Annotated in this window: 25 protein-coding genes, 1 pseudogene and 1 CRISPR repeat array; of the genes and pseudogenes, 18 read left to right on the forward strand and 8 right to left on the reverse strand. The window is 52.1% G+C overall.

What is annotated here, in order from left to right:
* Nucleotides 1-6: 6 nt before the first annotated feature.
* The 5 genes and pseudogenes from cas7e to cas2e all read left to right on the forward strand — a co-directional run bounded on the left by cas7e (nt 7) and on the right by cas2e (nt 3,668).
* Entirely contained in the window at nt 7-1,062 is a 1,056-nt protein-coding gene (cas7e, locus tag C3D30_RS03850; RefSeq protein ID WP_105286490.1) for a type I-E CRISPR-associated protein Cas7/Cse4/CasC, read from the forward strand.
* Between the two features lie 10 nt (nt 1,063-1,072).
* Nucleotides 1,073-1,826 (forward strand): annotated as a pseudogene (cas5e, locus tag C3D30_RS03855) (type I-E CRISPR-associated protein Cas5/CasD).
* Nucleotides 1,808-2,458, forward strand: a complete 651-nt coding sequence (cas6e, locus tag C3D30_RS03860; RefSeq protein WP_105286491.1) for a type I-E CRISPR-associated protein Cas6/Cse3/CasE — start codon at nt 1,808-1,810, stop codon at nt 2,456-2,458. Before cas5e ends, cas6e begins: the two are co-directional and overlap by 19 nt.
* Entirely contained in the window at nt 2,455-3,378 is a 924-nt protein-coding gene (gene cas1e / locus C3D30_RS03865) for a type I-E CRISPR-associated endonuclease Cas1e (RefSeq protein WP_089574349.1), read from the forward strand. The genes cas6e and cas1e overlap by 4 nt, the downstream gene beginning before the upstream one ends.
* Entirely contained in the window at nt 3,375-3,668 is a 294-nt protein-coding gene (gene cas2e, locus C3D30_RS03870) for a type I-E CRISPR-associated endoribonuclease Cas2e (protein WP_105286492.1), read from the forward strand. The genes cas1e and cas2e overlap by 4 nt, the downstream gene beginning before the upstream one ends.
* Nucleotides 3,669-3,764: 96 nt before the next feature.
* A CRISPR array of direct repeats spans nt 3,765-4,038; the repeat unit is 30 nt; unit sequence GTGTTCCCCGCGTCAGCGGGGATAAACCGT.
* 79 nt (nt 4,039-4,117) lie between these two features.
* Here the strand turns inward: cas2e and iap are convergent.
* Nucleotides 4,118-5,155, reverse strand: a complete 1,038-nt coding sequence (gene iap, locus C3D30_RS03875; RefSeq protein ID WP_105286493.1) for an alkaline phosphatase isozyme conversion aminopeptidase — start codon at nt 5,153-5,155, stop codon at nt 4,118-4,120.
* A gap of 251 nt (nt 5,156-5,406) precedes the next feature.
* On the opposite strand from iap, the gene cysD reads away from it, so the two are divergent.
* The 12 genes from cysD (at nt 5,407) to rpoS (ending at nt 15,081) form a co-directional block, all read left to right on the forward strand.
* Nucleotides 5,407-6,315, forward strand: coding sequence for a sulfate adenylyltransferase subunit CysD (gene cysD / locus C3D30_RS03880; protein ID WP_000372392.1), 909 nt, complete (start codon nt 5,407-5,409; stop codon nt 6,313-6,315).
* Between the two features lies 1 nt (nt 6,316).
* On the forward strand, nt 6,317-7,744 hold the full coding sequence (cysN, locus tag C3D30_RS03885) for a sulfate adenylyltransferase subunit CysN (RefSeq protein ID WP_105286494.1): 1,428 nt from the start codon (nt 6,317-6,319) through the stop codon (nt 7,742-7,744).
* Nucleotides 7,744-8,349: an adenylyl-sulfate kinase gene (gene cysC / locus C3D30_RS03890; protein ID WP_105286495.1), complete on the forward strand. Its 606-nt coding sequence runs from the start codon at nt 7,744-7,746 to the stop codon at nt 8,347-8,349. Before cysN ends, cysC begins: the two co-directional genes overlap by 1 nt.
* A gap of 49 nt (nt 8,350-8,398) precedes the next feature.
* Nucleotides 8,399-8,722, forward strand: coding sequence for a DUF3561 family protein (locus C3D30_RS03895; RefSeq protein WP_001246115.1), 324 nt, complete (start codon nt 8,399-8,401; stop codon nt 8,720-8,722).
* 193 nt (nt 8,723-8,915) lie between these two features.
* The gene (gene ftsB, locus C3D30_RS03900) at nt 8,916-9,227 is read left to right on the forward strand and encodes a cell division protein FtsB (RefSeq protein ID WP_000517479.1); all 312 of its coding nucleotides are present in this window, start codon (nt 8,916-8,918) and stop codon (nt 9,225-9,227) included.
* Nucleotides 9,228-9,245: 18 nt separating this feature from the next.
* A complete protein-coding gene (gene ispD, locus C3D30_RS03905) occupies nt 9,246-9,956 on the forward strand; it encodes a 2-C-methyl-D-erythritol 4-phosphate cytidylyltransferase (RefSeq protein WP_021551285.1) in 711 nt (236 codons plus the stop codon).
* On the forward strand, nt 9,956-10,435 hold the full coding sequence (gene ispF / locus C3D30_RS03910; RefSeq protein WP_001219242.1) for a 2-C-methyl-D-erythritol 2,4-cyclodiphosphate synthase: 480 nt from the start codon (nt 9,956-9,958) through the stop codon (nt 10,433-10,435). The genes ispD and ispF overlap by 1 nt, the downstream gene beginning before the upstream one ends.
* Nucleotides 10,432-11,481 (forward strand): tRNA pseudouridine(13) synthase TruD, encoded by a 1,050-nt coding sequence (gene truD, locus C3D30_RS03915; RefSeq protein WP_000568938.1) that lies wholly within the window; start codon nt 10,432-10,434, stop codon nt 11,479-11,481. The genes ispF and truD overlap by 4 nt, the downstream gene beginning before the upstream one ends.
* Nucleotides 11,462-12,223, forward strand: coding sequence for a 5'/3'-nucleotidase SurE (gene surE / locus C3D30_RS03920; protein WP_001295182.1), 762 nt, complete (start codon nt 11,462-11,464; stop codon nt 12,221-12,223). Before truD ends, surE begins: the two co-directional genes overlap by 20 nt.
* On the forward strand, nt 12,217-12,843 hold the full coding sequence (gene pcm / locus C3D30_RS03925) for a protein-L-isoaspartate O-methyltransferase (protein ID WP_000254704.1): 627 nt from the start codon (nt 12,217-12,219) through the stop codon (nt 12,841-12,843). Before surE ends, pcm begins: the two co-directional genes overlap by 7 nt.
* Nucleotides 12,844-12,982: 139 nt before the next feature.
* Entirely contained in the window at nt 12,983-14,122 is a 1,140-nt protein-coding gene (gene nlpD, locus C3D30_RS03930; RefSeq protein ID WP_001272603.1) for a murein hydrolase activator NlpD, read from the forward strand.
* 62 nt (nt 14,123-14,184) lie between these two features.
* Nucleotides 14,185-15,081, forward strand: a complete 897-nt coding sequence (rpoS, locus tag C3D30_RS03935; protein ID WP_000081585.1) for an RNA polymerase sigma factor RpoS — start codon at nt 14,185-14,187, stop codon at nt 15,079-15,081.
* A gap of 202 nt (nt 15,082-15,283) precedes the next feature.
* On the opposite strand, the gene pphB is transcribed toward rpoS, so the two are convergent.
* Together pphB and mutS are read right to left on the reverse strand one after the other, a co-directional pair.
* A complete protein-coding gene (gene pphB, locus C3D30_RS03940) occupies nt 15,284-15,940 on the reverse strand; it encodes a protein-serine/threonine phosphatase (RefSeq protein ID WP_105286496.1) in 657 nt (218 codons plus the stop codon).
* A gap of 105 nt (nt 15,941-16,045) precedes the next feature.
* The gene (mutS, locus tag C3D30_RS03945; RefSeq protein WP_000110912.1) at nt 16,046-18,607 is read right to left on the reverse strand and encodes a DNA mismatch repair protein MutS; all 2,562 of its coding nucleotides are present in this window, start codon (nt 18,605-18,607) and stop codon (nt 16,046-16,048) included.
* Between the two features lie 285 nt (nt 18,608-18,892).
* On the opposite strand from mutS, the gene C3D30_RS03950 reads away from it, so the two are divergent.
* Nucleotides 18,893-19,246, forward strand: coding sequence for a nitrous oxide-stimulated promoter family protein (locus C3D30_RS03950; protein ID WP_000015504.1), 354 nt, complete (start codon nt 18,893-18,895; stop codon nt 19,244-19,246).
* Nucleotides 19,247-19,284: 38 nt separating this feature from the next.
* On the opposite strand, the gene flhA is transcribed toward C3D30_RS03950, so the two are convergent.
* The 5 genes from flhA to hypB all read right to left on the reverse strand — a co-directional run bounded on the left by flhA (nt 19,285) and on the right by hypB (nt 24,700).
* The gene (gene flhA, locus C3D30_RS03955; RefSeq protein ID WP_016159610.1) at nt 19,285-21,363 is read right to left on the reverse strand and encodes a formate hydrogenlyase transcriptional activator FlhA; all 2,079 of its coding nucleotides are present in this window, start codon (nt 21,361-21,363) and stop codon (nt 19,285-19,287) included.
* A gap of 73 nt (nt 21,364-21,436) precedes the next feature.
* A complete protein-coding gene (gene hypE, locus C3D30_RS03960; protein WP_021551282.1) occupies nt 21,437-22,447 on the reverse strand; it encodes a hydrogenase maturation carbamoyl dehydratase HypE in 1,011 nt (336 codons plus the stop codon).
* Complete coding sequence (gene hypD / locus C3D30_RS03965) at nt 22,444-23,565, reverse strand: hydrogenase formation protein HypD (protein ID WP_001212986.1); 1,122 nt, start codon at nt 23,563-23,565, stop codon at nt 22,444-22,446. The genes hypE and hypD overlap by 4 nt, the downstream gene beginning before the upstream one ends.
* Entirely contained in the window at nt 23,565-23,837 is a 273-nt protein-coding gene (gene hypC, locus C3D30_RS03970) for a hydrogenase 3 maturation protein HypC (RefSeq protein ID WP_000334881.1), read from the reverse strand. The genes hypD and hypC overlap by 1 nt, the downstream gene beginning before the upstream one ends.
* The gene (gene hypB, locus C3D30_RS03975; RefSeq protein ID WP_000337678.1) at nt 23,828-24,700 is read right to left on the reverse strand and encodes a hydrogenase nickel incorporation protein HypB; all 873 of its coding nucleotides are present in this window, start codon (nt 24,698-24,700) and stop codon (nt 23,828-23,830) included. The genes hypC and hypB overlap by 10 nt, the downstream gene beginning before the upstream one ends.
* Nucleotide 24,701: the final 1 nt, after the last annotated feature.

Genomic DNA, 24,701 nt, shown 5'->3' on the forward strand with positions numbered 1-24,701 from the left:
TATTCCATGACGACATTTATTCAGCTTCATTTGTTAACCGCTTACCCTGCTGCCAACCTTAACCGTGATGACACCGGCGCGCCGAAAACCGTGGTATTGGGTGGCGCAACGCGTCTGCGCGTTTCCTCGCAAAGTCTGAAGCGCGCGTGGCGCACTTCTGCACTTTTTGAACAGGCACTGGCGGGCCATATTGGTATTCGCAGTGGGCGTATTGCGCGTGAGGCGGTAACTATCCTGATTGAGAAAGGAATCGAAGAGAAAAAAGCCATCGAATGGGCAGCAAAAATTGCCGATTATCTTGGTAAAGCTAAAAACGATAAAAAACCAAAAGATCCGCTCACTAACGCCGAAACCGAACAATTAGTCCATATCAGCCCGGCAGAATTTGAAGCCGTAAAAACGCTGGCTCATCAACTGGCAGAAGAAAAGCGCGCGCCAAAAGATGAAGAACTCTTATTGCTACGAAAAGACCGTATGGCAGTGGATATCGCCATGTTTGGTCGTATGCTGGCGAATAAACCCGAGTTTAATGTTGAAGCAGCCTGCCAGGTAGCACATGCATTTGGTGTCAGTGAAACGATTGTCGAAGATGATTTTTTCACCGCCGTTGATGATTTACGCCAGGCTTCTGAAGATGCCGGTGCCGGGCATCTGGGAGAAACCGGATTCGGTTCTGCGCTGTTCTACACCTATATCTGCATCGATAAAGATCTGCTGGTAGAGAACCTTGGCGGAGACGAAGCGTTAGCTAATCAGACCATACGTGCTTTTACGGAAGCCGCGCTTAAAGTCTCCCCAACCGGTAAACAAAACAGCTTTGCCAGCCGTGCCTATGCTTCTTGGGCGCTGGCGGAAAAAGGCACCGATCAACCGCGTTCTCTGGCTGCGGCCTTCTATGAACCCATTAATGGCACCCGTCAGTTAGACGTGGCGGTACAGCGCATTACAACGCTTCGGGAAAACATGAATAAGGTTTACGAACAGAAGACTGATTTCGTAAGTTTTGACGTGATGAACAAACAGGGAAGCATGAAGGACGTGCTGGACTTTATCTGCGCGTAAGGGGCGGCTTATGAGCCAATATCTGATTTTTCAGCTTCATGGGCCTATGGCGTCCTGGGGCGTTGATGCTCCTGGAGAAGTGCGTCATACCCATGAGCTACCTTCGCGATCTGCGCTGCTGGGGCTACTGGCTGCCGGAGTAGGGATCCGGCGTGATGATACCGAACGGTTAAATGCATTTAATCGCCACTATTCACTGGTAGTTTGCGCCAGCTGTAACCCGCGTTGGGCACGGGATTATCACACGGTCCAGATGCCAAAAGAGGTGCGTAAAACGCGTTATTTCAGCCGTCGCGAAGAGCTGAGCAATCCTGAACTGCTAAGCGCGATTATCTCCCGGCGCGACTACTACACTGATACCTGGTGGATGGTGGATGGTGGCTGTGGCAAGAACCCCCGATGCGCCATACAGCCTCGAACAGTTGCAGGACGGTCTACGTCATCCGGTTTTTCCGCTTTATCTGGGGCGAAAAAGTCATCCGCTGGCATTACCACTTGCGCCATTACTGCTCGATGGCAACGCGTCTGATGTCTTACGTAATGCATATCACCAGTATCAGGAGCATTTCCACGAACTGAAAATCTCACTCCCGAAACTTCAGGATGAATGCTGGTGGGAAGGGGAGCACGATGGTTTGGTCGCAAGCAAAATATTACGCCGTCGGGATGTTCCTTTAAATCGTCAGCAGTGGCTGTTTGGGGAACGCACCATCAATCAGGGGCCGTGGCTCAGCAAGGAGGAACCATGTACCTCTCAAGAATAACCTTACATACCGGCCAGCTTTCGCCAGCTCAGTTGCTGCATCTGGTTGATCGCGGTGAATATGTGATGCATCAGTGGCTGTGGGATCTTTTCCCTGGCGGCAAAGAAAGGCAATTTCTTTATCGTCGGGAAGAACTCCAGGGAGCGTTTCGCTTTTTTGTCCTCTCGCTGGAACGTCCGGCGGAAAGTGAAACGTTCACCATCGAATGCCGTTCATTTGCGCCGGAGCTGCATACCGGACAACAACTTTGTTTCAACCTGCGGGCGAATCCAACAATCTGTAAAGCAGGCAAGCGCCACGATCTGCTTATGGAGGCGAAACGGCAGGTGAGGGGGCAGGCGGAAGGGCGGGATGTCTGGTTGCATCAACAACAGGCGGCGCTGGACTGGCTGGCAGCGCAGGGGGAGAGAAGTGGTTTTACACTGCTGGATACCTCGGTCGATGCCTACCGACAACAACAACTCCGGCGGGAAAACTCCCGGCAACTGATCCAGTTCAGTAGTGTGGATTATGCGGGGATGCTTAAAGTCACTGACCCTGAGTTGTTTCTGCAACGTCTCAGTCTGGGGTATGGCAAAAGCCGGGCGTTCGGCTGTGGACTGATGCTGATCAAACCCGGAGCAGAGGTGTGACGTTTGTACCGCTGAGTCCGATCCCGTTAAAAGATCGCACCTCCATGATCTTCCTCCAGTACGGTCAGATCGACGTACTGGACGGAGCTTTCGTGCTGATTGATAAAACAGGGATCCGCACGCATATTCCGGTGGGATCGGTCGCCTGCATTATGCTCGAACCGGGAACAAGAGTTTCCCACGCGGCAGTACATCTGGCCGCCACGGTGGGAACACTACTGGTCTGGGTAGGTGAAGCGGGTGTCCGCGTTTACTCCTCCGGACAACCCGGTGGGGCGCGGGCAGATAAATTACTCTACCAGGCAAAGCTGGCTTTAACGGAAGATTTACGGTTGAAGGTGGTGCGCAAAATGTATGAATTACGTTTTCGTGAGCCACCGCCAGCTCGCCGTTCAGTGGAACAGCTACGGGGAATTGAGGGATCCCGTGTTCGCCAGACCTATGCATTACTGGCGAAACAATATGGTGTGAAATGGAATGGTCGCAAATACGATCCTAAAGACTGGGAAAAAGGCGATGTAGTGAATCGCTGCATCAGTGCTGCCACATCATGTCTGTACGGTATTTCTGAAGCGGCAGTATTAGCTGCGGGATATGCGCCCGCTATTGGTTTTATCCATAGTGGAAAACCGCTTTCATTTGTTTATGACATAGCCGATATCATTAAATTTGATTTGGTTGTGCCAAAGGCATTTGAAATAGCGGCAAGACACCCGGCAGAACCTGATAAAGAAGTGAGACTGGCCTGCCGTGATATTTTCCGTAGCAGTAAATTAACGGGCAAATTAATTCCGTTAATAGAGGAAGTACTTGCTGCCGGTGAAATTGAACCGCCACAACCTGCGCCGGATATGTTACCGCCAGCCATCCCCGAACCTGAAACGTTGGGCGATAGCGGTCACCGGGGGCGCGGCGGATGAGTATGATCGTAGTTGTAACGGAGAATGTTCCCCCACGTTTACGCGGACGGCTCGCTATCTGGCTACTGGAAGTCCGTGCTGGCGTTTATGTCGGTGATACATCCAAACGTATTCGGGAGATGATCTGGCAGCAAATTAGCCAACTGGCAGGTTGCGGAAATGTGGTAATGGCCTGGGCGACAAATACTGAGTCTGGTTTTGAGTTTCAGACCTGGGGCGAAAACAGACGTATTCCGGTGGATTTGGATGGGTTACGGTTGGTTTCTTTTCTTCCTGTTGAAAATCAATAGGTTGTCTGTTCTTTAAAAATGAGGAAATGTTTGAATTTGGTTGGTAGATTGTTGATGTGGAATAAATCGGTTTAAAAACAGATATATATGCTTAGTGTGTTCCCCGCGTCAGCGGGGATAAACCGATGTTATGAATAAGTCACTAGAAGCCAATAATGTGTTCCCCGCGTCAGCGGGGATAAACCGTAATATCTCTGTTCCTATAGTCCGTTCCCGGAGTGTTCCCCGCGTCAGCGGGGATAAACCGTCCCATGCGTGCCAGATAGCCCGTTTGATAACGTGTTCCCCGCGCCAGCGGGGATAAACCGACGCGCCGGTAGATGATAAAGGCCGAATTATCGTGTTCCCCGCGCCAGCGGGGATAAACCGTAATATTAAACTAACGTTTTCTTGTTGGTTCAGTGTACCCTGCGTCAGCGGGGAACACCCAGCTTCTATTTTCAAACTCCTCAGGACGCCTTCGCCAGCTCCTTCACCAGCGGTAGCATTATCCGCATTACATCACGGCAGCGGCGTTCTATTCTTCCAGGAAGTGCCTTATCAATATGCTGTTGATTATCCAGTCTTACATCATGCCAGCTGGTTCCCTCAGGGAATGCGGCTGTTTTTGCGCGTTGCTGATAACCGTCTTTATTTCCCAGATTCCAGTTTGTCGCTTCCACCGAAAGTACGGCAATACCGGCTTTGTCGAAAACTTCGGCGTCATTACAACATCCGGTGCCTTTCGGATAATTTTTATTCAAACCCGGATTGGTCGTAGCGGCAATTCCATGACTGCGGGCAATTGCCAGCGCCCTGTCGCGCGTTAATGTCCTTACTGCTTCAGGGGTTTTTACGCCACTGTTGAAATACAATTTATCGCCGACAATTAAGTTATCGAGATTAATCACCAGCAGCGTATTTTTCCTTTCGGTATCACTCATCCGCTTGAGTAAATTCTCAGCGCCTAATTTCCCTTCCTCTTCGCCACTGGTCGCCACAAAACGAATACCATATTCGGTTGGCGTATTTTTCAGGCGTTCTGCCAGCTCCAGCATGACGCCTAAACCTGCGGCGTTATCATCCATTCCTTGTAATGTCAGCCCGCCGAGATTGGCATCGGCGTCAGCATCGCTCTGCGGGGCGTAGGTATCCAGATGCGCCATAATAATGATCTGCTGCGGCGCTTTGCCTTCATGGGCGGCAATCACCGTACTTCCCGTCACGTTATGCCAGTTCTTGCGATTATCGCGGGCGGTATAAATATATCGGCTATTAAATGTCCGAATATCACTGCGATAACCCATTTGCTGAAACTGTTGGCGAATATAATCGGCAGATAACATTTCTGCGGGTGTTCCGGTCATGCGTCCCGGAAAGAAAGTGGCAATATGTCGCGCCTGTGTATTGGCAAAATCACCAGGTTTAGGTGACGAGGCGTGTACGGGGAGAATAAAGCATACGCCGAGCGCCAGGGCAGCGGTACGGTGGCGCAATGCGGAAAACATAGTGAGTCCTTAAATACCATGCAAATTTTTTTACCGCCATAGTATGAAACTGCCGCTGCGCTAAAACAATTTCAAATCTTCCTAAATGCCCGAAATCCGGAGCCTTAAGCACTTTTTGATATTAGCTTTGCCAAATCGTTATTCCGTTAAGGAACTACTCATTCTAATTGGTAATTTCATTCGTTCTCTTTCGCTCCCTATAGTCGAAACATCTGATGGCAAGAAAATAGCGGTATTGCAAAGGAACGGTTATGGATCAAAAACGACTTACTCACCTGCGGCAACTGGAGGCGGAAAGCATCCACATTATTCGCGAGGTGGCTGCAGAATTCTCAAATCCGGTGATGCTCTACTCTATCGGTAAAGATTCCAGCGTCATGCTGCATCTGGCGCGCAAGGCGTTTTATCCAGGTACGTTGCCTTTCCCATTGCTGCATGTTGATACTGGCTGGAAATTCCGCGAGATGTATGAGTTCCGCGATCGCACGGCTAAAGCCTACGGCTGCGAGTTGCTGGTGCATAAAAATCCGGAAGGCGTGGCAATGGGGATTAATCCATTCGTGCACGGCAGCGCCAAACATACCGACATCATGAAAACTGAAGGTCTGAAGCAGGCACTGAACAAATACGGTTTTGATGCCGCCTTCGGTGGTGCACGCCGTGACGAAGAAAAATCCCGCGCTAAAGAGCGTATCTACTCTTTCCGTGACCGCTTTCATCGTTGGGATCCAAAAAATCAGCGCCCGGAGCTGTGGCACAACTACAACGGGCAAATTAACAAAGGCGAAAGTATCCGCGTCTTCCCGCTTTCCAACTGGACCGAACAGGATATCTGGCAGTACATCTGGCTGGAAAATATCGACATTGTTCCGCTGTATCTCGCCGCTGAACGTCCGGTTCTGGAACGCGACGGTATGTTGATGATGATTGATGACAACCGTATCGACCTGCAACCCGGCGAAGTGATTAAAAAACGGATGGTGCGTTTCCGCACGCTGGGCTGCTGGCCGCTGACCGGCGCGGTGGAGTCAAATGCGCAAACACTGCCGGAGATCATCGAAGAGATGCTGGTTTCCACCACCAGTGAACGTCAGGGCCGCGTGATTGACCGCGACCAGGCAGGGTCTATGGAGCTGAAAAAACGTCAGGGGTATTTTTAAGATGAACACCGCACTTGCACAACAAATCGCCAATGAAGGTGGCGTCGAAGCCTGGATGATCGCGCAACAGCATAAAAGCCTGCTGCGTTTTCTGACCTGCGGCAGCGTCGATGATGGCAAAAGTACCCTGATTGGTCGCCTGCTGCACGATACTCGCCAAATCTATGAAGATCAGCTTTCATCACTGCATAACGACAGTAAGCGTCACGGCACCCAGGGCGAAAAACTGGATCTGGCATTGCTGGTGGATGGCCTGCAAGCTGAGCGCGAGCAGGGCATCACCATTGATGTGGCATACCGCTATTTTTCTACCGAGAAGCGTAAATTTATTATCGCCGACACTCCTGGGCACGAACAGTATACCCGCAATATGGCGACCGGCGCGTCAACATGTGAGCTGGCGATCTTGCTGATCGATGCCCGTAAAGGCGTGCTCGATCAAACCCGACGCCACAGTTTTATCTCCACGCTGTTGGGGATCAAACATCTGGTCGTGGCGATCAACAAAATGGATCTGGTGGATTACAGCGAAGAGACGTTCACCCGCATTCGTGAAGACTACCTGACTTTCGCGGAACAATTACCGGGCAATCTGGATATCCGCTTTGTGCCACTCTCCGCGCTGGAAGGCGATAATGTGGCTTCGCAAAGTGAAAGTATGCCGTGGTACAGCGGTCCGACACTGCTCGAAATGCTGGAAACCGTAGAGATCCAACGAGTGGTGGATGCCCAGCCAATGCGCTTCCCGGTGCAGTACGTTAACCGCCCGAATCTTGATTTTCGTGGCTACGCCGGAACGCTGGCCTCTGGCAGCGTGAAAGTCGGGCAACGTGTCAAAGTGCTCCCCTCTGGCGTGGAGTCAAACATTGCGCGGATCGTTACTTTTGATGGCGATCGCGAAGATGCCTTTGCCGGAGAAGCGATCACTCTGGTGCTGACGGATGAGATCGACATCAGCCGTGGCGATCTGCTGCTGGCGGCAGACGAAGCGTTACCGGCAGTGCAGAGCGCGTCGGTGGATGTGGTATGGATGGCGGAACAGCCGCTTTCCCCGGGCCAGAGTTACGACATCAAAATTGCCGGTAAGAAGACGCGCGCTCGTGTTGATGGCATTCGCTATCAGGTTGATATTAATAACCTTACCCAACGCGAAGTTGAAAACCTGCCGCTGAACGGCATCGGCCTGGTGGATCTCACCTTCGATGAGCCGTTGGTGTTAGATCGTTATCAGCAAAACCCGGTTACCGGCGGGCTGATTTTTATCGATCGCCTGAGCAACGTGACTGTGGGCGCCGGTATGGTGCATGAGCCGAAAAACGAGGCTGCCGTTGCGCCGTCGGAATTTAGCGCATTTGAGCTGGAACTGAATGCGTTGGTACGTCGCCACTTCCCGCACTGGGGCGCGCGCGATTTGCTGGGAGGTAAATAATGGCGCTGCATGACGAAAACGTCGTCTGGCATAGCCATCCAGTTACACCGCAACAACGCGAGCAACACCACGGTCATCGTGGTGTTGTGCTGTGGTTTACCGGCCTCTCCGGTTCAGGGAAATCGACAGTTGCCGGGGCGCTGGAGGAGGCGTTACATAAAATTGGTGTCAGTACGTATTTGCTGGACGGCGACAACGTTCGCCACGGTTTATGCAGCGATCTCGGTTTTAGCGATGCCGATCGTAAAGAAAATATCCGCCGCGTCGGTGAAGTAGCAAATTTAATGGTTGAAGCCGGACTGGTGGTGCTGACTGCGTTTATTTCCCCACATCGCACTGAGCGCCAGATGGTTCGTGAACGTGTAGGAGCAGGTCGATTTATCGAAGTGTTTGTCGATACTCCGCTGGCGATTTGCGAAGCTCGCGATCCAAAAGGCTTGTATAAAAAAGCGCGCACTGGTGAACTGCGTAACTTTACCGGAATAGACTCCGTTTACGAAGCGCCTGAATCGGCAGAAATTCATCTCAATGGTGAACAATTAGTAACAAATTTGGTTCAGCAATTATTAGATCTACTGAGACAGAACGATATTATCAGATCCTGAGACACCACCGGGTTTCCATGCCCGGTTCGTCAAAGTAACAGGATCAGATATGCGTAATAGCCATAACATTACACTAACAAATAGTGAAAGCCTTACTGAGGATGAAGAAACCACATGGTCGCTGCCAGGTGCTGTGGTCGGTTTTGTCTCCTGGCTGTGTGCGCTGGCGATACCGATGTTGATTTATGGCTCTAACACGCTGTTCTTCTTTATCTATACCTGGCCTTTCTTTCTGGCGCTGATGCCCGTCGCGGTGGTGGTGGGTATTGCGCTGCATTCATTGATGGACGGAAAGCTACGCTACAGTATTGTTTTCACCCTGGTGACTGTCGGCATTATGTTTGGTGCTCTGTTTATGTGGTTGCTGGGCTAATTTGTTCTTTCCCGTCTACTCTGTTCATAATTCAAACCGTAACCAATAATGAGATTATGTTCTGCACGCCCTGGGTATACGTAACAATGGACAAATGTGGTACATTTGCCCGCGTTGTCGCGGTATCCCCAACAGAGGATGTAGAGTCGTCTTCGGATGCATGGGATGAAGATGCCGTTTTTCAGGGGGCAGGATGGGTAAACTAACGCTGCTGTTGCTGGCTATTCTGGTCTGGCTACAGTATTCGCTGTGGTTCGGTAAGAACGGTATACATGACTATACCCGCGTCAATAATGATGTGGCGGCACAGCAAGCTACAAACGCAAAACTTAAAGCGCGAAACGATCAGCTTTTTGCCGAAATTGACGATCTCAATGGCGGTCAGGAGGCGCTCGAAGAGCGAGCGCGTAATGAACTCAGCATGACCAGGCCGGGCGAAACTTTTTATCGTCTGGTGCCTGACGCGTCGAAACGCGCACAGTCTGCGGGGCAAAACAATCGATAAATCAGCCCAGGAATTAACATGGCAACCACTCATTTGGATGTTTGCGCCGTGGTTCCGGCGGCCGGATTTGGCCGCCGAATGCAAACGGAATGTCCTAAGCAATATCTCTCAATCGGTAATCAAACCATTCTTGAACACTCGGTACATGCGCTGCTGGCGCATCCCCGGGTGTCGCGTGTCGTCATTGCTATAAGCCCTGGCGATAGTCGTTTTGCACAACTTCCTCTGGCAAATCATCCGCAAATCACCGTTGTGGACGGTGGTGAAGAGCGTGCTAATTCCGTGCTGGCGGGTCTGAAAGCCGCTGGCGACGCGCAGTGGGTGTTGGTGCATGACGCCGCACGCCCTTGTCTGCATCAGGATGACCTTGCGCGTCTGTTAACTCTGAGCGAAACCAGCCGCACGGGGGGCATTCTCGCTGCGCCGGTACGCGATACCATGAAACGCGCCGAACCGGGCAAAAATGCGATTGCTCATACCGTTGATCGCAACGGTTTATGGCACGCGCTGACGCCGCAATTTTTCCCTCGTGAGCTGTTACATGACTGCCTGACGCGTGCTTTAAATGACGGCGCTACCATTACCGATGAAGCCTCGGCGCTGGAATACTGCGGTTTTCATCCACAGCTGGTCGAAGGCCGTGCGGATAACATTAAAGTCACGCGTCCGGAAGATTTGGCGCTTGCCGAATTTTACCTCACCCGAACCATCCATCAGGAGAATACATAATGCGAATTGGACACGGTTTTGACGTACATGCCTTTGGCGGCGAAGGCCCAATTATCATTGGTGGCGTGCGCATTCCTTACGAAAAAGGGCTGCTGGCGCATTCTGATGGCGACGTGGCGCTCCATGCGCTTACCGATGCATTGCTTGGTGCAGCGGCGCTGGGGGATATCGGCAAGCTGTTCCCGGATACCGATCCGGCATTTAAAGGAGCAGACAGCCGCGAGCTGCTGCGTGAAGCCTGGCGACGCATTCAGGCGAAGGGGTATACCCTCGGAAACGTCGATGTCACTATCATCGCTCAGGCACCGAAAATGCTGCCGCACATTCCACAAATGCGCGTGTTTATTGCTGAAGATCTCGGCTGCCATATGGATGATGTTAACGTGAAAGCCACTACTACGGAAAAACTCGGATTTACCGGCCGTGGGGAAGGGATTGCCTGTGAAGCGGTGGCGCTACTCATTAAGGCAACAAAATGATTGAGTTTGATAATCTCACTTACCTCCACGGTAAACCGCAAGGCACCGGGCTGCTGAAAGCCAACCCGGAAGATTTTGTGGTGGTGGAAGATTTAGGCTTTGAGCCTGATGGTGAAGGTGAGCATATTCTGGTGCGCATTCTTAAAAACGGCTGCAATACCCGTTTTGTGGCTGACGCGCTGGCGAAATTCCTGAAAATCCATGCGCGTGAAGTCAGCTTCGCCGGGCAGAAAGACAAACATGCAGTGACGGAACAGTGGTTATGCGCTCGCGTTCCGGGCAAAGAGATGCCCGATCTGAGCGCCTTTCAACTGGAAGGTTGCCAGGTGCTGGAGTATGCGCGCCACAAGCGTAAACTGCGTTTAGGGGCGCTGAAAGGCAACGCCTTTACCCTGGTGCTGCGAGAAGTGAGCAATCGCGATGACGTTGAACAGCGACTGATCGATATTTGCGTGAAAGGTGTACCGAACTACTTTGGCGCGCAGCGTTTCGGTATTGGCGGTAGTAACCTGCAGGGCGCGCTGCGCTGGGCGCAAACCAATACTCCGGTACGCGATCGCAATAAACGCAGTTTTTGGTTGTCGGCAGCACGTAGTGCGTTGTTTAATCAGATTGTTGCTGAGCGCCTCAAAAAAGCAGAAGTTAATCAAGTTGTTGACGGCGATGCGCTACAATTAGCCGGGCGCGGCAGTTGGTTTGTTGCAACTAACGAAGAACTGGCGGAATTACAGCGTCGCGTCAACGATAAAGAGCTGATGATTACCGCTGCGTTGCCCGGTAGCGGCGAGTGGGGAACCCAACGTGAGGCGCTGGCATTCGAACAAGCAGCCGTGGCCGAAGAAACTGAATTACAAGCTTTACTGCTGCGCGAAAAAGTTGAAGCCGCGCGCAGAGCGATGCTGTTATATCCGCAACAATTAAGCTGGAACTGGTGGGATGACGTCACCGTAGAAATCCGTTTCTGGCTTCCGGCGGGAAGTTTTGCGACCAGCGTTGTCAGGGAACTTATCAACACAACAGGTGATTATGCGCATATTGCTGAGTAATGATGACGGGGTACATGCACCCGGTATACAAACGCTGGCGAAAGCCTTGCGTGAGTTTGCTGATGTTCAGGTGGTCGCCCCGGATCGTAACCGCAGCGGCGCTTCAAATTCCCTGACGCTGGAATCCTCCCTGCGTACGTTTACCTTTGAAAATGGTGATATCGCTGTGCAAATGGGAACCCCGACTGACTGCGTCTATCTTGGCGTGAACGCACTGATGCGTCCACGTCCGGATATTGTAGTTTCGGGCATTAACGCCGGGCCCAATCTGGGGGATGATGTTATCTATTCCGGTACGGTAGCCGCTGCGATGGAAGGCCGTCATTTAGGTTTTCCGGCGCTGGCTGTTTCGCTTGACGGTCATAAACATTATGACACTGCGGCGGCGGTAACTTGTTCCATTTTGCGCGCACTGTGTAAAGAGCCGCTGCGCACCGGGCGCATTCTCAATATTAATGTTCCAGATTTACCACTGGATCAAATCAAAGGTATTCGCGTGACGCGCTGCGGTACGCGACATCCGGCAGATCAGGTGATCCCGCAGCAAGATCCACGCGGCAATACGCTGTACTGGATTGGCCCACCGGGCGGTAAGTGCGATGCTGGTCCGGGAACAGATTTTGCTGCGGTAGATGAGGGATATGTCTCCATCACGCCGCTGCATGTGGATTTAACGGCGCATAGCGCGCAAGATGTGGTTTCAGACTGGTTAAACAGCGTGGGAGTTGGCACGCAATGGTAAGCAGACGCGTACAAGCACTTCTGGATCAGTTACGTGCGCAAGGTATTCAGGATGAGCAGGTGCTGAATGCACTCGCCGCCGTGCCGCGTGAAAAATTCATTGATGAAGCGTTTGAACAAAAGGCCTGGGACAATATCGCGTTGCCGATAGGTCAGGGGCAGACAATTTCGCAGCCGTATATGGTGGCGCGAATGACCGAATTACTTGAACTGACGCCGCAGTCGCGGGTGCTGGAAATCGGCACCGGTTCGGGATATCAAACGGCAATCCTGGCGCATCTTGTCCAGCATGTATGTTCGGTCGAACGGATTAAAAGCTTGCAGTGGCAGGCGCGTCGTCGCCTGAAAAATCTTGATTTACATAATGTTTCAACCCGTCACGGCGATGGATGGCAAGGTTGGCAAGCACGTGCGCCGTTTGACGCTATCATTGTAACGGCAGCACCGCCTGAAATTCCTACTGCGCTAATGACGCAACTGGATGAAGGCGGGATTCTCGTCTTGCCGGTCGGGGAAGAGCACCAGTATTTGAAACGGGTGCGTCGCCGTGGGGGCGAATTTATTATCGATACCGTAGAGGCCGTGCGCTTTGTCCCTTTAGTGAAGGGGGAGCTGGCTTAAAGTGCGAGAGAATACCTGGAATTTTCCTGGTTATTTTGCAGCAAGTCAGCGTATCGTGAACATCTTTTCCAGTGTTCAGTAGGGTGCCTTGCACGGTAATTATGTCACTGGTTATTAATCAATTTTTCCTGGGGGATAAATGAGCGCGGGAAGCCCAAAATTCACCGTTCGCCGTATTGCGGCTTTGTCACTGGTTTCGCTATGGCTGGCTGGCTGTTCTGACACATCGAATCCACCGGCACCAGTTAGTTCCGTTAATGGCAATGCGCCGGCAAATACCAATTCAGGTATGCTGATTACGCCGCCGCCGAAAATGGGAACGACATCTACAGCGCAGCAACCGCAAATTCAGCCGGTACAGCAGCCACAAATTCAATCTACGCAACAACCACAAATCCAGCCGGTACAGCCTGTCGCTCAGCAACCGGTGCAAATGGAAAATGGGCGTATCGTCTACAACCGTCAGTACGGGAATATTCCGAAAGGCAGTTATAGCGGTAGTACCTATACCGTGAAAAAAGGCGACACACTTTTCTATATTGCCTGGATCACTGGCAACGATTTCCGCGATCTCGCCCAACGCAATAATATTCAGGCACCATACGCGTTGAACGTCGGTCAGACCTTACAGGTTGGCAACGCCTCCGGTACGCCAATTACTGGCGGAAATGCTATTACCCAGGCGGATGCAGCAGAGCAAGGAGTTGTGATCAAGCCTGCACAAAATTCCACCGTTGCTGTTGCGTCGAAACCGACAATTACGTATTCTGAGTCTTCGGGTGAACAGAGTGCTAACAAAATGTTGCCGAACAACAAGCCAACTGCGACCACGGTCACAGCGCCTGTAACGGTGCCAACAGCAAGCACAACCGAGCCGACTGTCAGCAGTACATCGACCAGTACGCCTATCTCCACCTGGCGCTGGCCAACTGAGGGCAAAGTGATTGAAACCTTTGGCGCTTCTGAGGGGGGCAACAAGGGGATTGATATCGCAGGTAGCAAAGGACAGGCAATTACCGCGACCGCAGATGGCCGCGTTGTTTATGCCGGTAATGCGCTGCGCGGTTACGGTAATCTGATTATCATCAAACATAATGATGATTACCTGAGTGCCTACGCCCATAACGACACAATGCTGGTCCGGGAACAACAAGAAGTGAAGGCGGGGCAAAAAATAGCAACCATGGGTAGCACCGGAACCAGTTCAACACGATTGCATTTTGAAATTCGTTACAAGGGGAAATCCGTAAACCCGCTGCGTTATTTACCGCAGCGATAATTCGGCGGAACCAGGCTGTTGCTTGAGCGTTCCGTCAAGGGATCACGGGTAGGAGCCACCTTATGAGTCAGAATACGCTGAAAGTTCATGATTTAAATGAAGATGCGGAATTTGATGAGAACGGAGTTGAGGTTTTTGACGAAAAGGCCTTAGTAGAAGAGGAACCCAGTGATAACGATTTGGCCGAAGAAGAAGTTTATTTTGCGCGTCGCGCACTGCGTGGAGATGTTGCCTCCCGCCGCCGGATGATTGAGAGTAACTTACGTCTGGTGGTAAAAATTGCCCGCCGTTATGGCAATCGTGGTCTGGCTTTGCTGGATCTTATCGAAGAGGGCAACCTGGGGCTGATCCGCGCGGTTGAGAAGTTTGACCCGGAACGTGGTTTCCGCTTCTCAACATACGCAACATGGTGGATTCGTCAGACGATCGAACGGGCGATTATGAACCAAACCCGTACTATTCGTTTGCCGATTCACATCGTAAAGGAGCTGAACGTTTACCTGCGAACCGCACGTGAGTTGTCCCATAAGCTGGATCACGAACCGAGTGCGGAAGAGATCGCAGAGCAACTGGATAAGCCAGTTGATGACGTCAGCCGTATGCTTCGTCTTAACGAGCGCATTACCTCGGTAGACACCCCTCTGGGCGGTGATTCCGAAAAAGCGTTGCTGGACATTCTGGCCGATGAAAAAGAGAACGGTCCGGAAGACACCACGCAAGATGACGATATGAAACAGAGCATCGTCAAATGGCTGTTCGAGCTGAACGCCAAACAGCGTGAAGTGCTGGCACGTCGATTCGGTTTGCTGGGGTACGAAGCGGCAACACTGGAAGATGTAGGTCGTGAAATTGGCCTCACTCGTGAACGTGTTCGCCAGATTCAGGTTGAAGGCCTGCGCCGTCTGCGTGAGATTTTGCAGACTCAGGGGCTGAATATCGAGGCGCTGTTCCGCGAATAAGCAAGCATCTGTCAGAAAGGCCAGTCTCAAGTGAGGCTGGCCTTTTTCTTTTGTATGATCCGTCCTGAATAGCGTTGATGGTGACGCCGACTTCTGACAGTAAACTGGTGTGCGAACCCCGATGTCTTTATGAAGAAATTCATGACCGATATTGGCAATAGCGGATCTGAACCAGAGCTGATCCTTATCCTGACTGGATTAACTATTTAATTTTATAAAACGATAACCGTCCGCTTTTCGGCGATCCGGTATCAATATAAATCTGGTTAGCGAATGTCTGAATGTTATCAAACATCATATGTCCAAATATAAAATAATCAGCACCGTTTATTTTTTGTAACTCGCCATTAAGCGACTTCTGCACGCGATCAACAGGCCAGAGTAATTCGCTTTCCGCGATTTCTTTGCCAAATTGATATTCATTACCCGGATAATCTGCATGTGCGATGACATATTTTATAATATCGTTACTCAATTCGATAATATGCGGGAGATGATGAAATCTCAGCAACAGATCTATTGCTTCTTTTTGCTCTGAATCATTTAAATCAAAAAACCAGTCGCCGCCGCTGGCTAACCACATATTGCCATCACCGGTTGCGAATGCATTAAGCGCCATCGCTTCGTGGTTGCCTTTCACGGAGGTAAACCAGGGCTGGTTTAACAGGCGTAGCACGTTAAGACTTTCCGACCCACGATCAATATTATCGCCTGTGGAAATAAGTAAGTCTGTTTCGTGACAAAAAGATAATTCATGCAAACGGGATTTTAATAATTGATGGTCACCATGAATATCACCAACAGCCCATATATGGCGGTAGTGATGAGCATCAATTTTTTGATAGCGTGTTGATGGCATGATTTTACCCTGTAAAATAATCTCTACTATTATACAGGGTATTTTTATTAGATTCGCCAGTTGTCATTAATATTCCCGATAGTAAAAGACTATCGGGAATTATTTTTACACCAGACTCTTCAACCGATAAATCCACTCCAGCGCCTGACGCGGAGTCAGAGAATCTGGATCGAGATTTTCCAGTGCTTCGACCGCTGGCGAGGTTTCTTCCGGCACAGAAAGTAGCGACATTTGCGTACCATCTACCTGTGTAGCGGCAGCATTCGGCGAAATGCTTTCCAGCTCACGCAGTTTCTGTCGCGCACGTTTGATCACCTCTTTCGGTACACCTGCCAGCGCAGCAACCGCCAGACCGTAACTCTTACTCGCCGCGCCGTCCTGTACGCTGTGCATAAAGGCGATAGTGTCTCCGTGCTCCAGCGCATCGAGATGCACGTTGGCGACGCCTTCCATTTTCTCCGGCAGTTGAGTCAGCTCGAAGTAATGGGTAGCAAACAGCGTCAACGCTTTAATTTTATTCGCCAGATTTTCCGCACATGCCCACGCCAGCGACAGGCCATCGTAAGTGGACGTCCCGCGCCCAATCTCATCCATCAACACCAGACTGTACTCGGTGGCGTTATGCAGAATATTAGCGGTTTCGGTCATCTCCACCATAAAGGTTGAACGTCCGGAAGCCAGATCATCCGCTGCGCCAACACGGGTGAATATGCGATCGATCGGTCCAATCTCGACTTTTTGTGCCGGTACGTAACTGCCAATATACGCCATCAGCGCAATCAACGCGGTCTGGCGCATATAGGTACTTTTACCACCCATGTTCGGACCGGTGATGATCAACATGCGACGCTGAGGCGACAGATTTAGCGGGTTAGCGATAAACGGCTCATTCAGCACCTGTTCAACCACCGGATGGCGACCTTCGGTAATGCGAATGCCGGGTTTATCGATAAAGGTCGGGCAGGTGTAGTTCAGGGTATATGCGCGTTCCGCCAGATTTACCAGTACGTCCAGTTCTGCCAGCGCGCTCGCACTCTGTTGTAACGCTTCCAGATGCGGCAACAGCAGGTCGAACAGCTCTTCATAAAGCTGTTTTTCCAGCGTCAGTGCTTTACCTTTTGAAGTCAGTACTTTGTCTTCGTACTCTTTCAGCTCCGGAATAATGTAACGTTCGGCGTTTTTCAGCGTCTGGCGGCGCATATAGTTGATTGGCGCCAGATGGCTTTGCCCACGGCTGATTTGAATGTAGTAGCCGTGCACCGCATTAAAGCCGACTTTCAGCGTGTCCAGACCGGTACGTTCACGCTCGCGGATTTCCAGACGCTCCAGATAATCGGTCGCACCGTCAGCCAGCGCACGCCACTCATCCAGTTCTTCGTTATAGCCTGGAGCGATGACGCCACCGTCGCGTACCAGCACTGGCGGTGTCTCGATAATTGCCCGCTCCAGCAGGTCACGCAGCTCGGCAAACTCGCCCATTTTCTCACGCAGTGCCTGTACTGGTGCACTATCGATATTTTCTAACTGTGCGCGCAGTTCCGGCAGTTGCTGGAAGGCATGGCGCATACGAGCCAGATCGCGCGGGCGAGCAGTGCGTAACGCCAGGCGTGCCAGAATACGCTCCAGATCGCCGACCTGCCGTAGTACCGGCTGTAACTCGGCGGTGAAATCCTGCAATGCGCCAATAGTTTGCTGACGCTCAAGCAACACACGGGTGTCGCGCACCGGCATATGCAGCCAGCGTTTCAGCATACGGCTACCCATCGGTGTGACGGTGCAATCGAGCACGGAAGCCAATGTATTTTCCGCACCGCCCGCCAGATTCTGGGTAATTTCCAGGTTACGACGTGTCGCAGCATCCATAATGATGCTGTCCTGCTCACGTTCCATAGTGATAGAACGAATATGCGGCAGGGTCGTGCGTTGGGTATCTTTCGCATACTGTAACAGGCAACCGGCAGCACAAAGCCCGCGAGGCGCGTTCTCGACGCCAAAACCGACAAGATCGCGGGTGCCAAATTGCAGGTTCAACTGCTGGCGCGCGGTGTCGATTTCAAACTCCCACAGCGGACGACGGCGCAGGCCGCGACGACCTTCAATTAACGACATCTCGGCGAAATCTTCTGCATAAAGCAGTTCCGCCGGATTGGTGCGTTGCAGTTCTGCCGCCATCGTTTCGCGGTCAGCCGGTTCGCTCAGACGAAAACGGCCGGAGCTGATATCCAGCGTCGCGTAACCGAAACCTTTGCTGTCCTGCCAGATAGCCGCCAGCAGATTGTCCTGACGCTCCTGTAGCAGGGCTTCATCGCTGATCGTGCCCGGCGTGACGATACGGACAACTTTGCGCTCAACCGGCCCTTTGCTGGTAGCCGGATCGCCGATTTGTTCACAAATCGCAACCGACTCACCTTGATTCACCAGTTTGGCGAGATAGTTTTCCACTGCATGGTAGGGAATACCCGCCATCGGGATCGGCTCGCCCGCAGATGCGCCGCGTTTAGTCAGTGAAATATCCAGCAGCTGCGACGCTCGTTTTGCGTCGTCATAAAACAGCTCGTAAAAGTCACCCATCCGGTAGAACAGCAGGATCTCAGGATGCTGGGCTTTCAGCTTGAGGTACTGCTGCATCATCGGAGTATGGGCGTCGAAATTTTCTATTACACTCATGGAGTTAGATCCGGTTCCCTGATGTTAAATGTAGTGTGATGGTTTTTATTTTCGTTGTAATCACATAAGGCGCACATGATACCGGAGTTAATCATTTCAGGGGAAGACGCGAAAGGTGAGTTCTTGATGTCGGTTCCGGTAAAAATGCTGTTTTGCAGCGTTTGCTTGTTGACTGTGAAGAAGGGGCGCAACATTGCCTGGTTGAAGAAATCTCTTCCTTCAGAGCCATAGTCCCCTTTAAATTTAAGTTGTAATATAAATGCACCTTAAGAGTATGGAGGCAGCATGTCCGGCAAGCGTATCTCTCGTGAAAAACTGACGATTAAAAGAATGATCGATCTTTATCAAGCGCAATGCCCGCAGGCGTCAGCGGAGCCGGGGCATTACGATGCGCTGTTTGCTTACGCGCAAAAGCGGCTGGATAAATGTGTGTTTGGCGAAGAGAAACCGGCCTGTAAGCAGTGTCCGGTGCACTGTTATCAGCCTGCGAAGCGTGAGGAGATGAAGCAGATTATGCGTTGGGCAGGGCCGCGAATGCTGTGGCGTCATCCGATCTTAACCGTGCGTCATCTGATTGATGATAAGCGTCCGGTGCCGGAATTGCCGGAAAAATATCGTCCGAAGAAACCACGTGAATAGCGTGCCGGATAGATCTTCCTGTCCGGCACTCCAGACAATTAAACCAACGCTGCTTTATCAATTCCCAGCCGTTTCATCCGTGACAGCAGGGTCGTGCGTTTTAGCCCCAGACGTTGCGCAGCGCCTTTCGGACCCGCGACTACGCCGTTCGTCTCTTTTAATACGCGAACAATCAGTTGATATTCATCTTCGCCTTCCTGAGCGACGACCGTTGCAGCAGGCGGCGTTTCAGGTTCTGGCAGTGAGATATCGGGTAAAGAGAGTTGTAGAACATTACCGCGAGTTAGCAGTACCGCACGCTCAATAACATTTTCCAGTTCGCGCACGTTACCCGGCCATTCCATGTTGCTCAATATGCGCAGCGTCTCGGCAGGAATGCTGTCGATATTGCGCCCCAGTCGGCGGGCAATTTTGAAGGTAAAGGCTTTCGCCAGCAGCGGAATATCTTCCGGGCGCTCGCGTAACGGCGGCAGGTGGATCGGGAAGACGTTCAGGCGGTAATAGAGATCGCTACGGAACTCGCGGTCGGCGACCATTTTTTTCAGATCGCGATTAGTTGCGGCGATTAAACGCACGTCTGTCTGAATGATTTTGTTGCTGCCGAGGCGTTCAAACTCCTGCTCCTGCAATACGCGCAGCAACTTCGGCTGTAACTCCAGTGGCATATCACCCACTTCATCGAGGAACAGCGAGCTTTTATCCGCCAGTTCAAAACGACCGATGCGCTGTGCGCTGGCACCAGTAAAGGCACCACGTTCATGACCAAACAGATCGCTTTCCAGTAATCCTGCAGGCATCGCCGCGCAGTTCATTTTCACCATGCGACGATTGTTACGCCCACTCAGATTGTGAATTGCGCGGGCGATTAGCTCTTTTCCTGTGCCAGTTTCACCAAGAATGAGTACGGTACTGTCGCTTTGCGCCACCATCTCAACCTGTTTGAGCACGCTGTACATGCTTTCGCTGCGACCAATAATCTCGCCAAACTCACTATCCACATTGTTGAGTTGTTCAGTCAGGGCGAGGTTTTCATCAACCAGCCGCTCTTTCAGACGGTGGATTTCCTGGTAGGCGAGGGCATTATCGACGGCGATTGCCACTCGTTCGGCAATCTGGCGCAGCAAACTCAGGTTGGTGGTGGTAAACGTTTTCTCTTCGCACTGTGCCAGTTTCAGCACTCCCAGCATGGTATTGCCAGACATCAACGGCAGCAGGCACAGCGTCTGGATCTGGTTGCCCCAGGTATCAAACAACATGCGTTCGTAGGGGGCTAAATCATCCCGCTCGTGGAGATTAATCAGCAGCATCTCTTTGCTTTTAAATACGCGCTCGGTGAGGGTTCCGGCCTCATCAACTTCACTCTGTTCGTGAGTGGGATGCTGTTTATCGAGATAGTGAGTGGAGTAGACGTTGAGTTTGTTTTTGCGGTGACTACGTAAAACGATACTGATATCGTCGATATCGAAGTAGTAGTGGATCTCTTTCGCCACTTCGCTGACCAGTTCGTCCATATCCAGGCGGGAGAGTACCGCATTGGTGATGGCGACCAGAATGCGGAAGTTATCCCGTTCCCGACATAACAGTTCGTAGTCGACATTGTTGATGATGCGGCTCTGAATTTGCTCGGTGACAACAGAAACAATCTGCGTAAAGGTTTGCAGGCGATTGAACTCTTTTTCGCTCCACGGGCGATCGTCATAACGAATAAATTCACAGCCGCCAAAAATATGTCCTTCCGCTGCCTGTGGCATCAGGCAATAGTGACCAAATTTAGGGTATAGCCCGCTTGTGGCCAGTTGCGGCCAGGTTTCACAAAATTCTTCGTAGCTGCAATGCAGCGTATCAGGACGCGACAAAATGCTACGCACCGGCCCATGCGCCAGAACGGTTTCGTCTTCGTATTTTATGGGGGTATCTTTGTCACGCGACGCGTAATAAGTCGCACGTTGAGTCTGCGCTTGCCACAACACAATCGCCGCGTTGTCGGCGAGCGCAGAACGCTTTACCAGTTGCGAAAGAGCCTCACACAGCGAGGCCAGATCGGGCTGCTGCAATAGTGTCCGAGTGATGTCGAACAACCCTTGTTGCCCGAGATCACTCATCGGTGTATACGACATGTTGTTCTTCCAGGAAAGCACCGCTAAGCGGTGCAAAAGGTAAATGACAAATTATAGGAGCTTTAGATTTTTATTAGCATATACGAGGCAGCGGTTCGGCGTGAGGTAGATCGAGAGTTCGTTTCACGCCATAAAGCCCTGCGAGACGAACACCTTTACGCTCCACCACTTCGCCAATTAACGCTGCATCCTGTCCTAGTGGATGGGAATGCAGCGCCGCCAACACTTGCTCAGCCGCATTACGCTCTACGGCAATCACCAGCTTACCTTCATTGGCAAAGTTGAGGGCGTCCAGCCCCAGCAGCTCACAAACGCCGCGCACAGCAGGTTTAACCGGTAGCGCAGCTTCTGAAAGCTCAATACCGCAACCGCAGGCTGCCGCGAACTCATGAACCACCGCGTTCACCCCACCGCGCGTGGCATCGCGCAGCGCCTTCACGCCGGGAATGTCTCGCAGCGTCTGAATCAGCGGCGTCAGCACCGCGCAGTCGCTGACCAGTTCGCCATCCAGCCCCAGTTGTTCGCGCAAGTTAAGGATAGTCGCACCGTGGTCGCCGAGTGTACCGCTAACCAGCAATACATCGCCTGCGGTCAGGGTTTGTGCGCCCCAGTGAATATTTGTCGGGATCGCGCCCATGCCTGCGGTGTTGATAAACAGTTTATCTGCCGCTCCACGCTGCACCACTTTTGTATCGCCAGTAACGATGGCGATGCCAGCCGCACGGGCAGTTTCAGCCATGCTGGTGACCACTGCTTTCAGCGTCTCCATCGGCAATCCTTCTTCAAGGATAAATCCACAGGAGAGATAGCGTGGAATTGCACCGCTGACCGCCACGTCATTCGCCGTGCCGCAAATCGCCAGCTTGCCAATATTGCCACCAGGAAAGAATAGCGGGTCAATGACGTAGCTGTCGGTGGAAAAGGCCAGACGGTCGCCTTCCGCCACCAGTTGCGCCAGATCAAGACGCGCTTGATCTTCCTGCTCAGCCAGCCACGGATTCGCAAAGGCTTCCATAAACAGGCTGTTGATTAATTGCTGCATCGCCTGGCCGCCGCTGCCGTGGGCGAGTTGGATATTATTCACGCTTCACTCTCCTGCTGACGATACTGATACCACGCAGCGCACGCTCCTTCAGAGGAGACCATCAGCGCGCCGAATGCGGTTTGAGGATTACAGGTGTTACCAAACAGCGGGCATTGATGCGGCTTACATTTGCCCGTCAATACTTCGCCACAGCGCGCGCGTGGATCATCGCAAACCTGCTGCGGTGCCGGGCGGAAATGCGCTTCAGCGTCAAATCGCTGATAATCCGGCGTCAGATGCACGCCAGATGATTCGATCACCCCAAGGCCACGCCATTCGCTATCGCCGTTAACACAGAACACGTCGGCTATCGCCTGTTGCGCCAGCAGGTTACCTGCGTCAGGCACCACCCTACGGTACTGATTCTCTACTTTGCTGTGGGCCGCTATTTTCTGCTCTACCAGCATCACCACGCCTTGTAGTAGATCAAGTGGTTCGAAACCAGCGACCACCAGCGGACGATTAAAATCGCTGGCGATAAAATTATAGGCGTCGGTGCCGATAACCATACTGACGTGGCCCGGCGCGAGGAACGCATCAATGCCATTGTCCGGTTGTTCCAGCAAACTGCGCAGCGTGGGGATAAGCGTAATGTGCTGGCAGAAGAAGTAAAAGTTCTGCACATCGCGGGCTTTCGCCTGTTGCAGGGTGATGGCGGTGGTCGGCATGGTGGTTTCAAACCCTAAGCCGAAGAACACCACTTTGCGGGTTGGGTTCTCCTGCGCCAGTTTCAACGCATCCATTGGCGAGTAGACGATGCGCACATCGGCACCGCGTGCTTTTGCCTGCAACAGTGACCCCTGTTTTCCTGGTACGCGCATGGCGTCGCCAAAGGTACAGAAAATCACTTCCGGATGGCTGGCAATTTCCACGCAGGTGTCGATTCTGCCCATCGGCAGTACGCACACCGGGCAGCCCGGACCGTGGATAAACTCAACGTTTTCTGGCAGTAACTGATCGAGGCCGAATTTAAAAATGGCGTGGGTATGACCGCCGCACACTTCCATAATACGCAGAGGGCGTTCGGCGGTGTAAGAGAGGTGTGAAGCACGTTCGCGCAGATGCTCAATTAACTGCATCACCTGTTCCGGCGCGCGATATTCATCAACAAAACGCATTATTTTTCCTCGCCATACAACAGCGCACCGACATCCGGCTCAACGTCAAACATATTTTGTAAGGCGTCGAGGGTGTCGCGCGCTTCGGCTTCATTAATTACGCTCATGGCAAAGCCAACGTGAACCAGTACCCACTGACCCACGCGCGGCTGACCGTTTTCATCACAGCTGCCGACTAACGTTAAATCGACATCGCGCTGAATGCCGCAGACGTCGACTTTCGCCTGGTTGCCGTCAATGGTGCGAATCTGGCCGGGAACGCCTATGCACATCGCTGTGTCTCCAGCCAGTTCAGCCACTGATCCATCCCTTCGCCGCTGGTGGCAGAAATGAGGATGATTTCAATTTCTGGATTGACTTCGCGGGCGCAGGCGATGCATTTCTCAACGTCGAAATTGAGATACGGCAGCAGGTCAACTTTGTTGAGTAGCATCAGCGAGGCGGCGGCAAACATATGCGGATATTTCAGCGGCTTGTCTTCGCCTTCGGTAACGGAAAGCACCGCCACTTTATGTTTCTCACCCAGATCGAAGCTGGCCGGGCACACCAGGTTGCCAACGTTTTCGATAAACAGAATACCGTTATCGTCCAGTGGCAGGCGCGGCGCGGCGTCGGCGATCATCTGTGCATCGAGATGGCAGCCTTTACCGGTGTTCACCTGAATTGCTGGCGTACCGGTAGCGCGAATACGTGCGGCATCGTTTACGGTTTGCTGATCGCCTTCAATTACCGCGCATGGAACGCTGTCTTTCAGGCGCATTAAGGTTTCAGTCAGCAGCGTGGTTTTACCGGAACCGGGGCTGGATACCAGGTTGAGCACCAGTTGATTACGGGCAGCAAAACGCGCGCGGTTACGTTCAGCCAGGCGATTATTTTTGTCCAGTACGTCAATTTCGACTTCCAGCATCCGGCGCTGGCTCATGCCCGGCGCGTGTGTGCCTGCTTCACCATGACCGTAATGCAGGTCGCCTTCTTCGGTCTGGCTGGGGGTAAATTCAGGCGCTTTAATGCCGGTGATTTTCATCTTCGGGCGTGCTGCCGGGGCAAAAGGCGCGCTACGAAACGCGGAATGAGGGTTATGTTCATCACCCTCGATATACAGGTTGCCTTCACCGCAACCGCATGTTGTACACATC

Source organism: Escherichia sp. MOD1-EC5433 (genome assembly GCF_002966005.1).
Lineage (GTDB): Bacteria > Pseudomonadota > Gammaproteobacteria > Enterobacterales > Enterobacteriaceae > Escherichia > Escherichia ruysiae.

Bases quoted from the DNA above. Each gene is read 5' to 3' on its own strand.
- cas7e (WP_105286490.1), top strand. From the start codon at position 7: ATGACGACATTTATTCAGCTTCATTTGTTAACCGCTTACCCTGCTGCC.
- cas6e (WP_105286491.1), top strand. From the start codon at position 1,808: ATGTACCTCTCAAGAATAACCTTACATACCGGCCAGCTTTCGCCAGCT.
- cas2e (WP_105286492.1), top strand. From the start codon at position 3,375: ATGAGTATGATCGTAGTTGTAACGGAGAATGTTCCCCCACGTTTACGC.
- iap (WP_105286493.1), bottom strand. From the start codon at position 5,155: ATGTTTTCCGCATTGCGCCACCGTACCGCTGCCCTGGCGCTCGGCGTA.
- cysD (WP_000372392.1), top strand. From the start codon at position 5,407: ATGGATCAAAAACGACTTACTCACCTGCGGCAACTGGAGGCGGAAAGC.
- cysN (WP_105286494.1), top strand. From the start codon at position 6,317: ATGAACACCGCACTTGCACAACAAATCGCCAATGAAGGTGGCGTCGAA.
- cysC (WP_105286495.1), top strand. From the start codon at position 7,744: ATGGCGCTGCATGACGAAAACGTCGTCTGGCATAGCCATCCAGTTACA.
- C3D30_RS03895 (WP_001246115.1), top strand. From the start codon at position 8,399: ATGCGTAATAGCCATAACATTACACTAACAAATAGTGAAAGCCTTACT.
- ftsB (WP_000517479.1), top strand. From the start codon at position 8,916: ATGGGTAAACTAACGCTGCTGTTGCTGGCTATTCTGGTCTGGCTACAG.
- ispD (WP_021551285.1), top strand. From the start codon at position 9,246: ATGGCAACCACTCATTTGGATGTTTGCGCCGTGGTTCCGGCGGCCGGA.
- ispF (WP_001219242.1), top strand. From the start codon at position 9,956: ATGCGAATTGGACACGGTTTTGACGTACATGCCTTTGGCGGCGAAGGC.
- truD (WP_000568938.1), top strand. From the start codon at position 10,432: ATGATTGAGTTTGATAATCTCACTTACCTCCACGGTAAACCGCAAGGC.
- surE (WP_001295182.1), top strand. From the start codon at position 11,462: ATGCGCATATTGCTGAGTAATGATGACGGGGTACATGCACCCGGTATA.
- pcm (WP_000254704.1), top strand. From the start codon at position 12,217: ATGGTAAGCAGACGCGTACAAGCACTTCTGGATCAGTTACGTGCGCAA.
- nlpD (WP_001272603.1), top strand. From the start codon at position 12,983: ATGAGCGCGGGAAGCCCAAAATTCACCGTTCGCCGTATTGCGGCTTTG.
- rpoS (WP_000081585.1), top strand. From the start codon at position 14,185: ATGAGTCAGAATACGCTGAAAGTTCATGATTTAAATGAAGATGCGGAA.
- pphB (WP_105286496.1), bottom strand. From the start codon at position 15,940: ATGCCATCAACACGCTATCAAAAAATTGATGCTCATCACTACCGCCAT.
- mutS (WP_000110912.1), bottom strand. From the start codon at position 18,607: ATGAGTGTAATAGAAAATTTCGACGCCCATACTCCGATGATGCAGCAG.
- C3D30_RS03950 (WP_000015504.1), top strand. From the start codon at position 18,893: ATGTCCGGCAAGCGTATCTCTCGTGAAAAACTGACGATTAAAAGAATG.
- flhA (WP_016159610.1), bottom strand. From the start codon at position 21,363: ATGTCGTATACACCGATGAGTGATCTCGGGCAACAAGGGTTGTTCGAC.
- hypD (WP_001212986.1), bottom strand. From the start codon at position 23,565: ATGCGTTTTGTTGATGAATATCGCGCGCCGGAACAGGTGATGCAGTTA.
- hypC (WP_000334881.1), bottom strand. From the start codon at position 23,837: ATGTGCATAGGCGTTCCCGGCCAGATTCGCACCATTGACGGCAACCAG.
- hypB (WP_000337678.1), bottom strand. From the start codon at position 24,700: ATGTGTACAACATGCGGTTGCGGTGAAGGCAACCTGTATATCGAGGGT.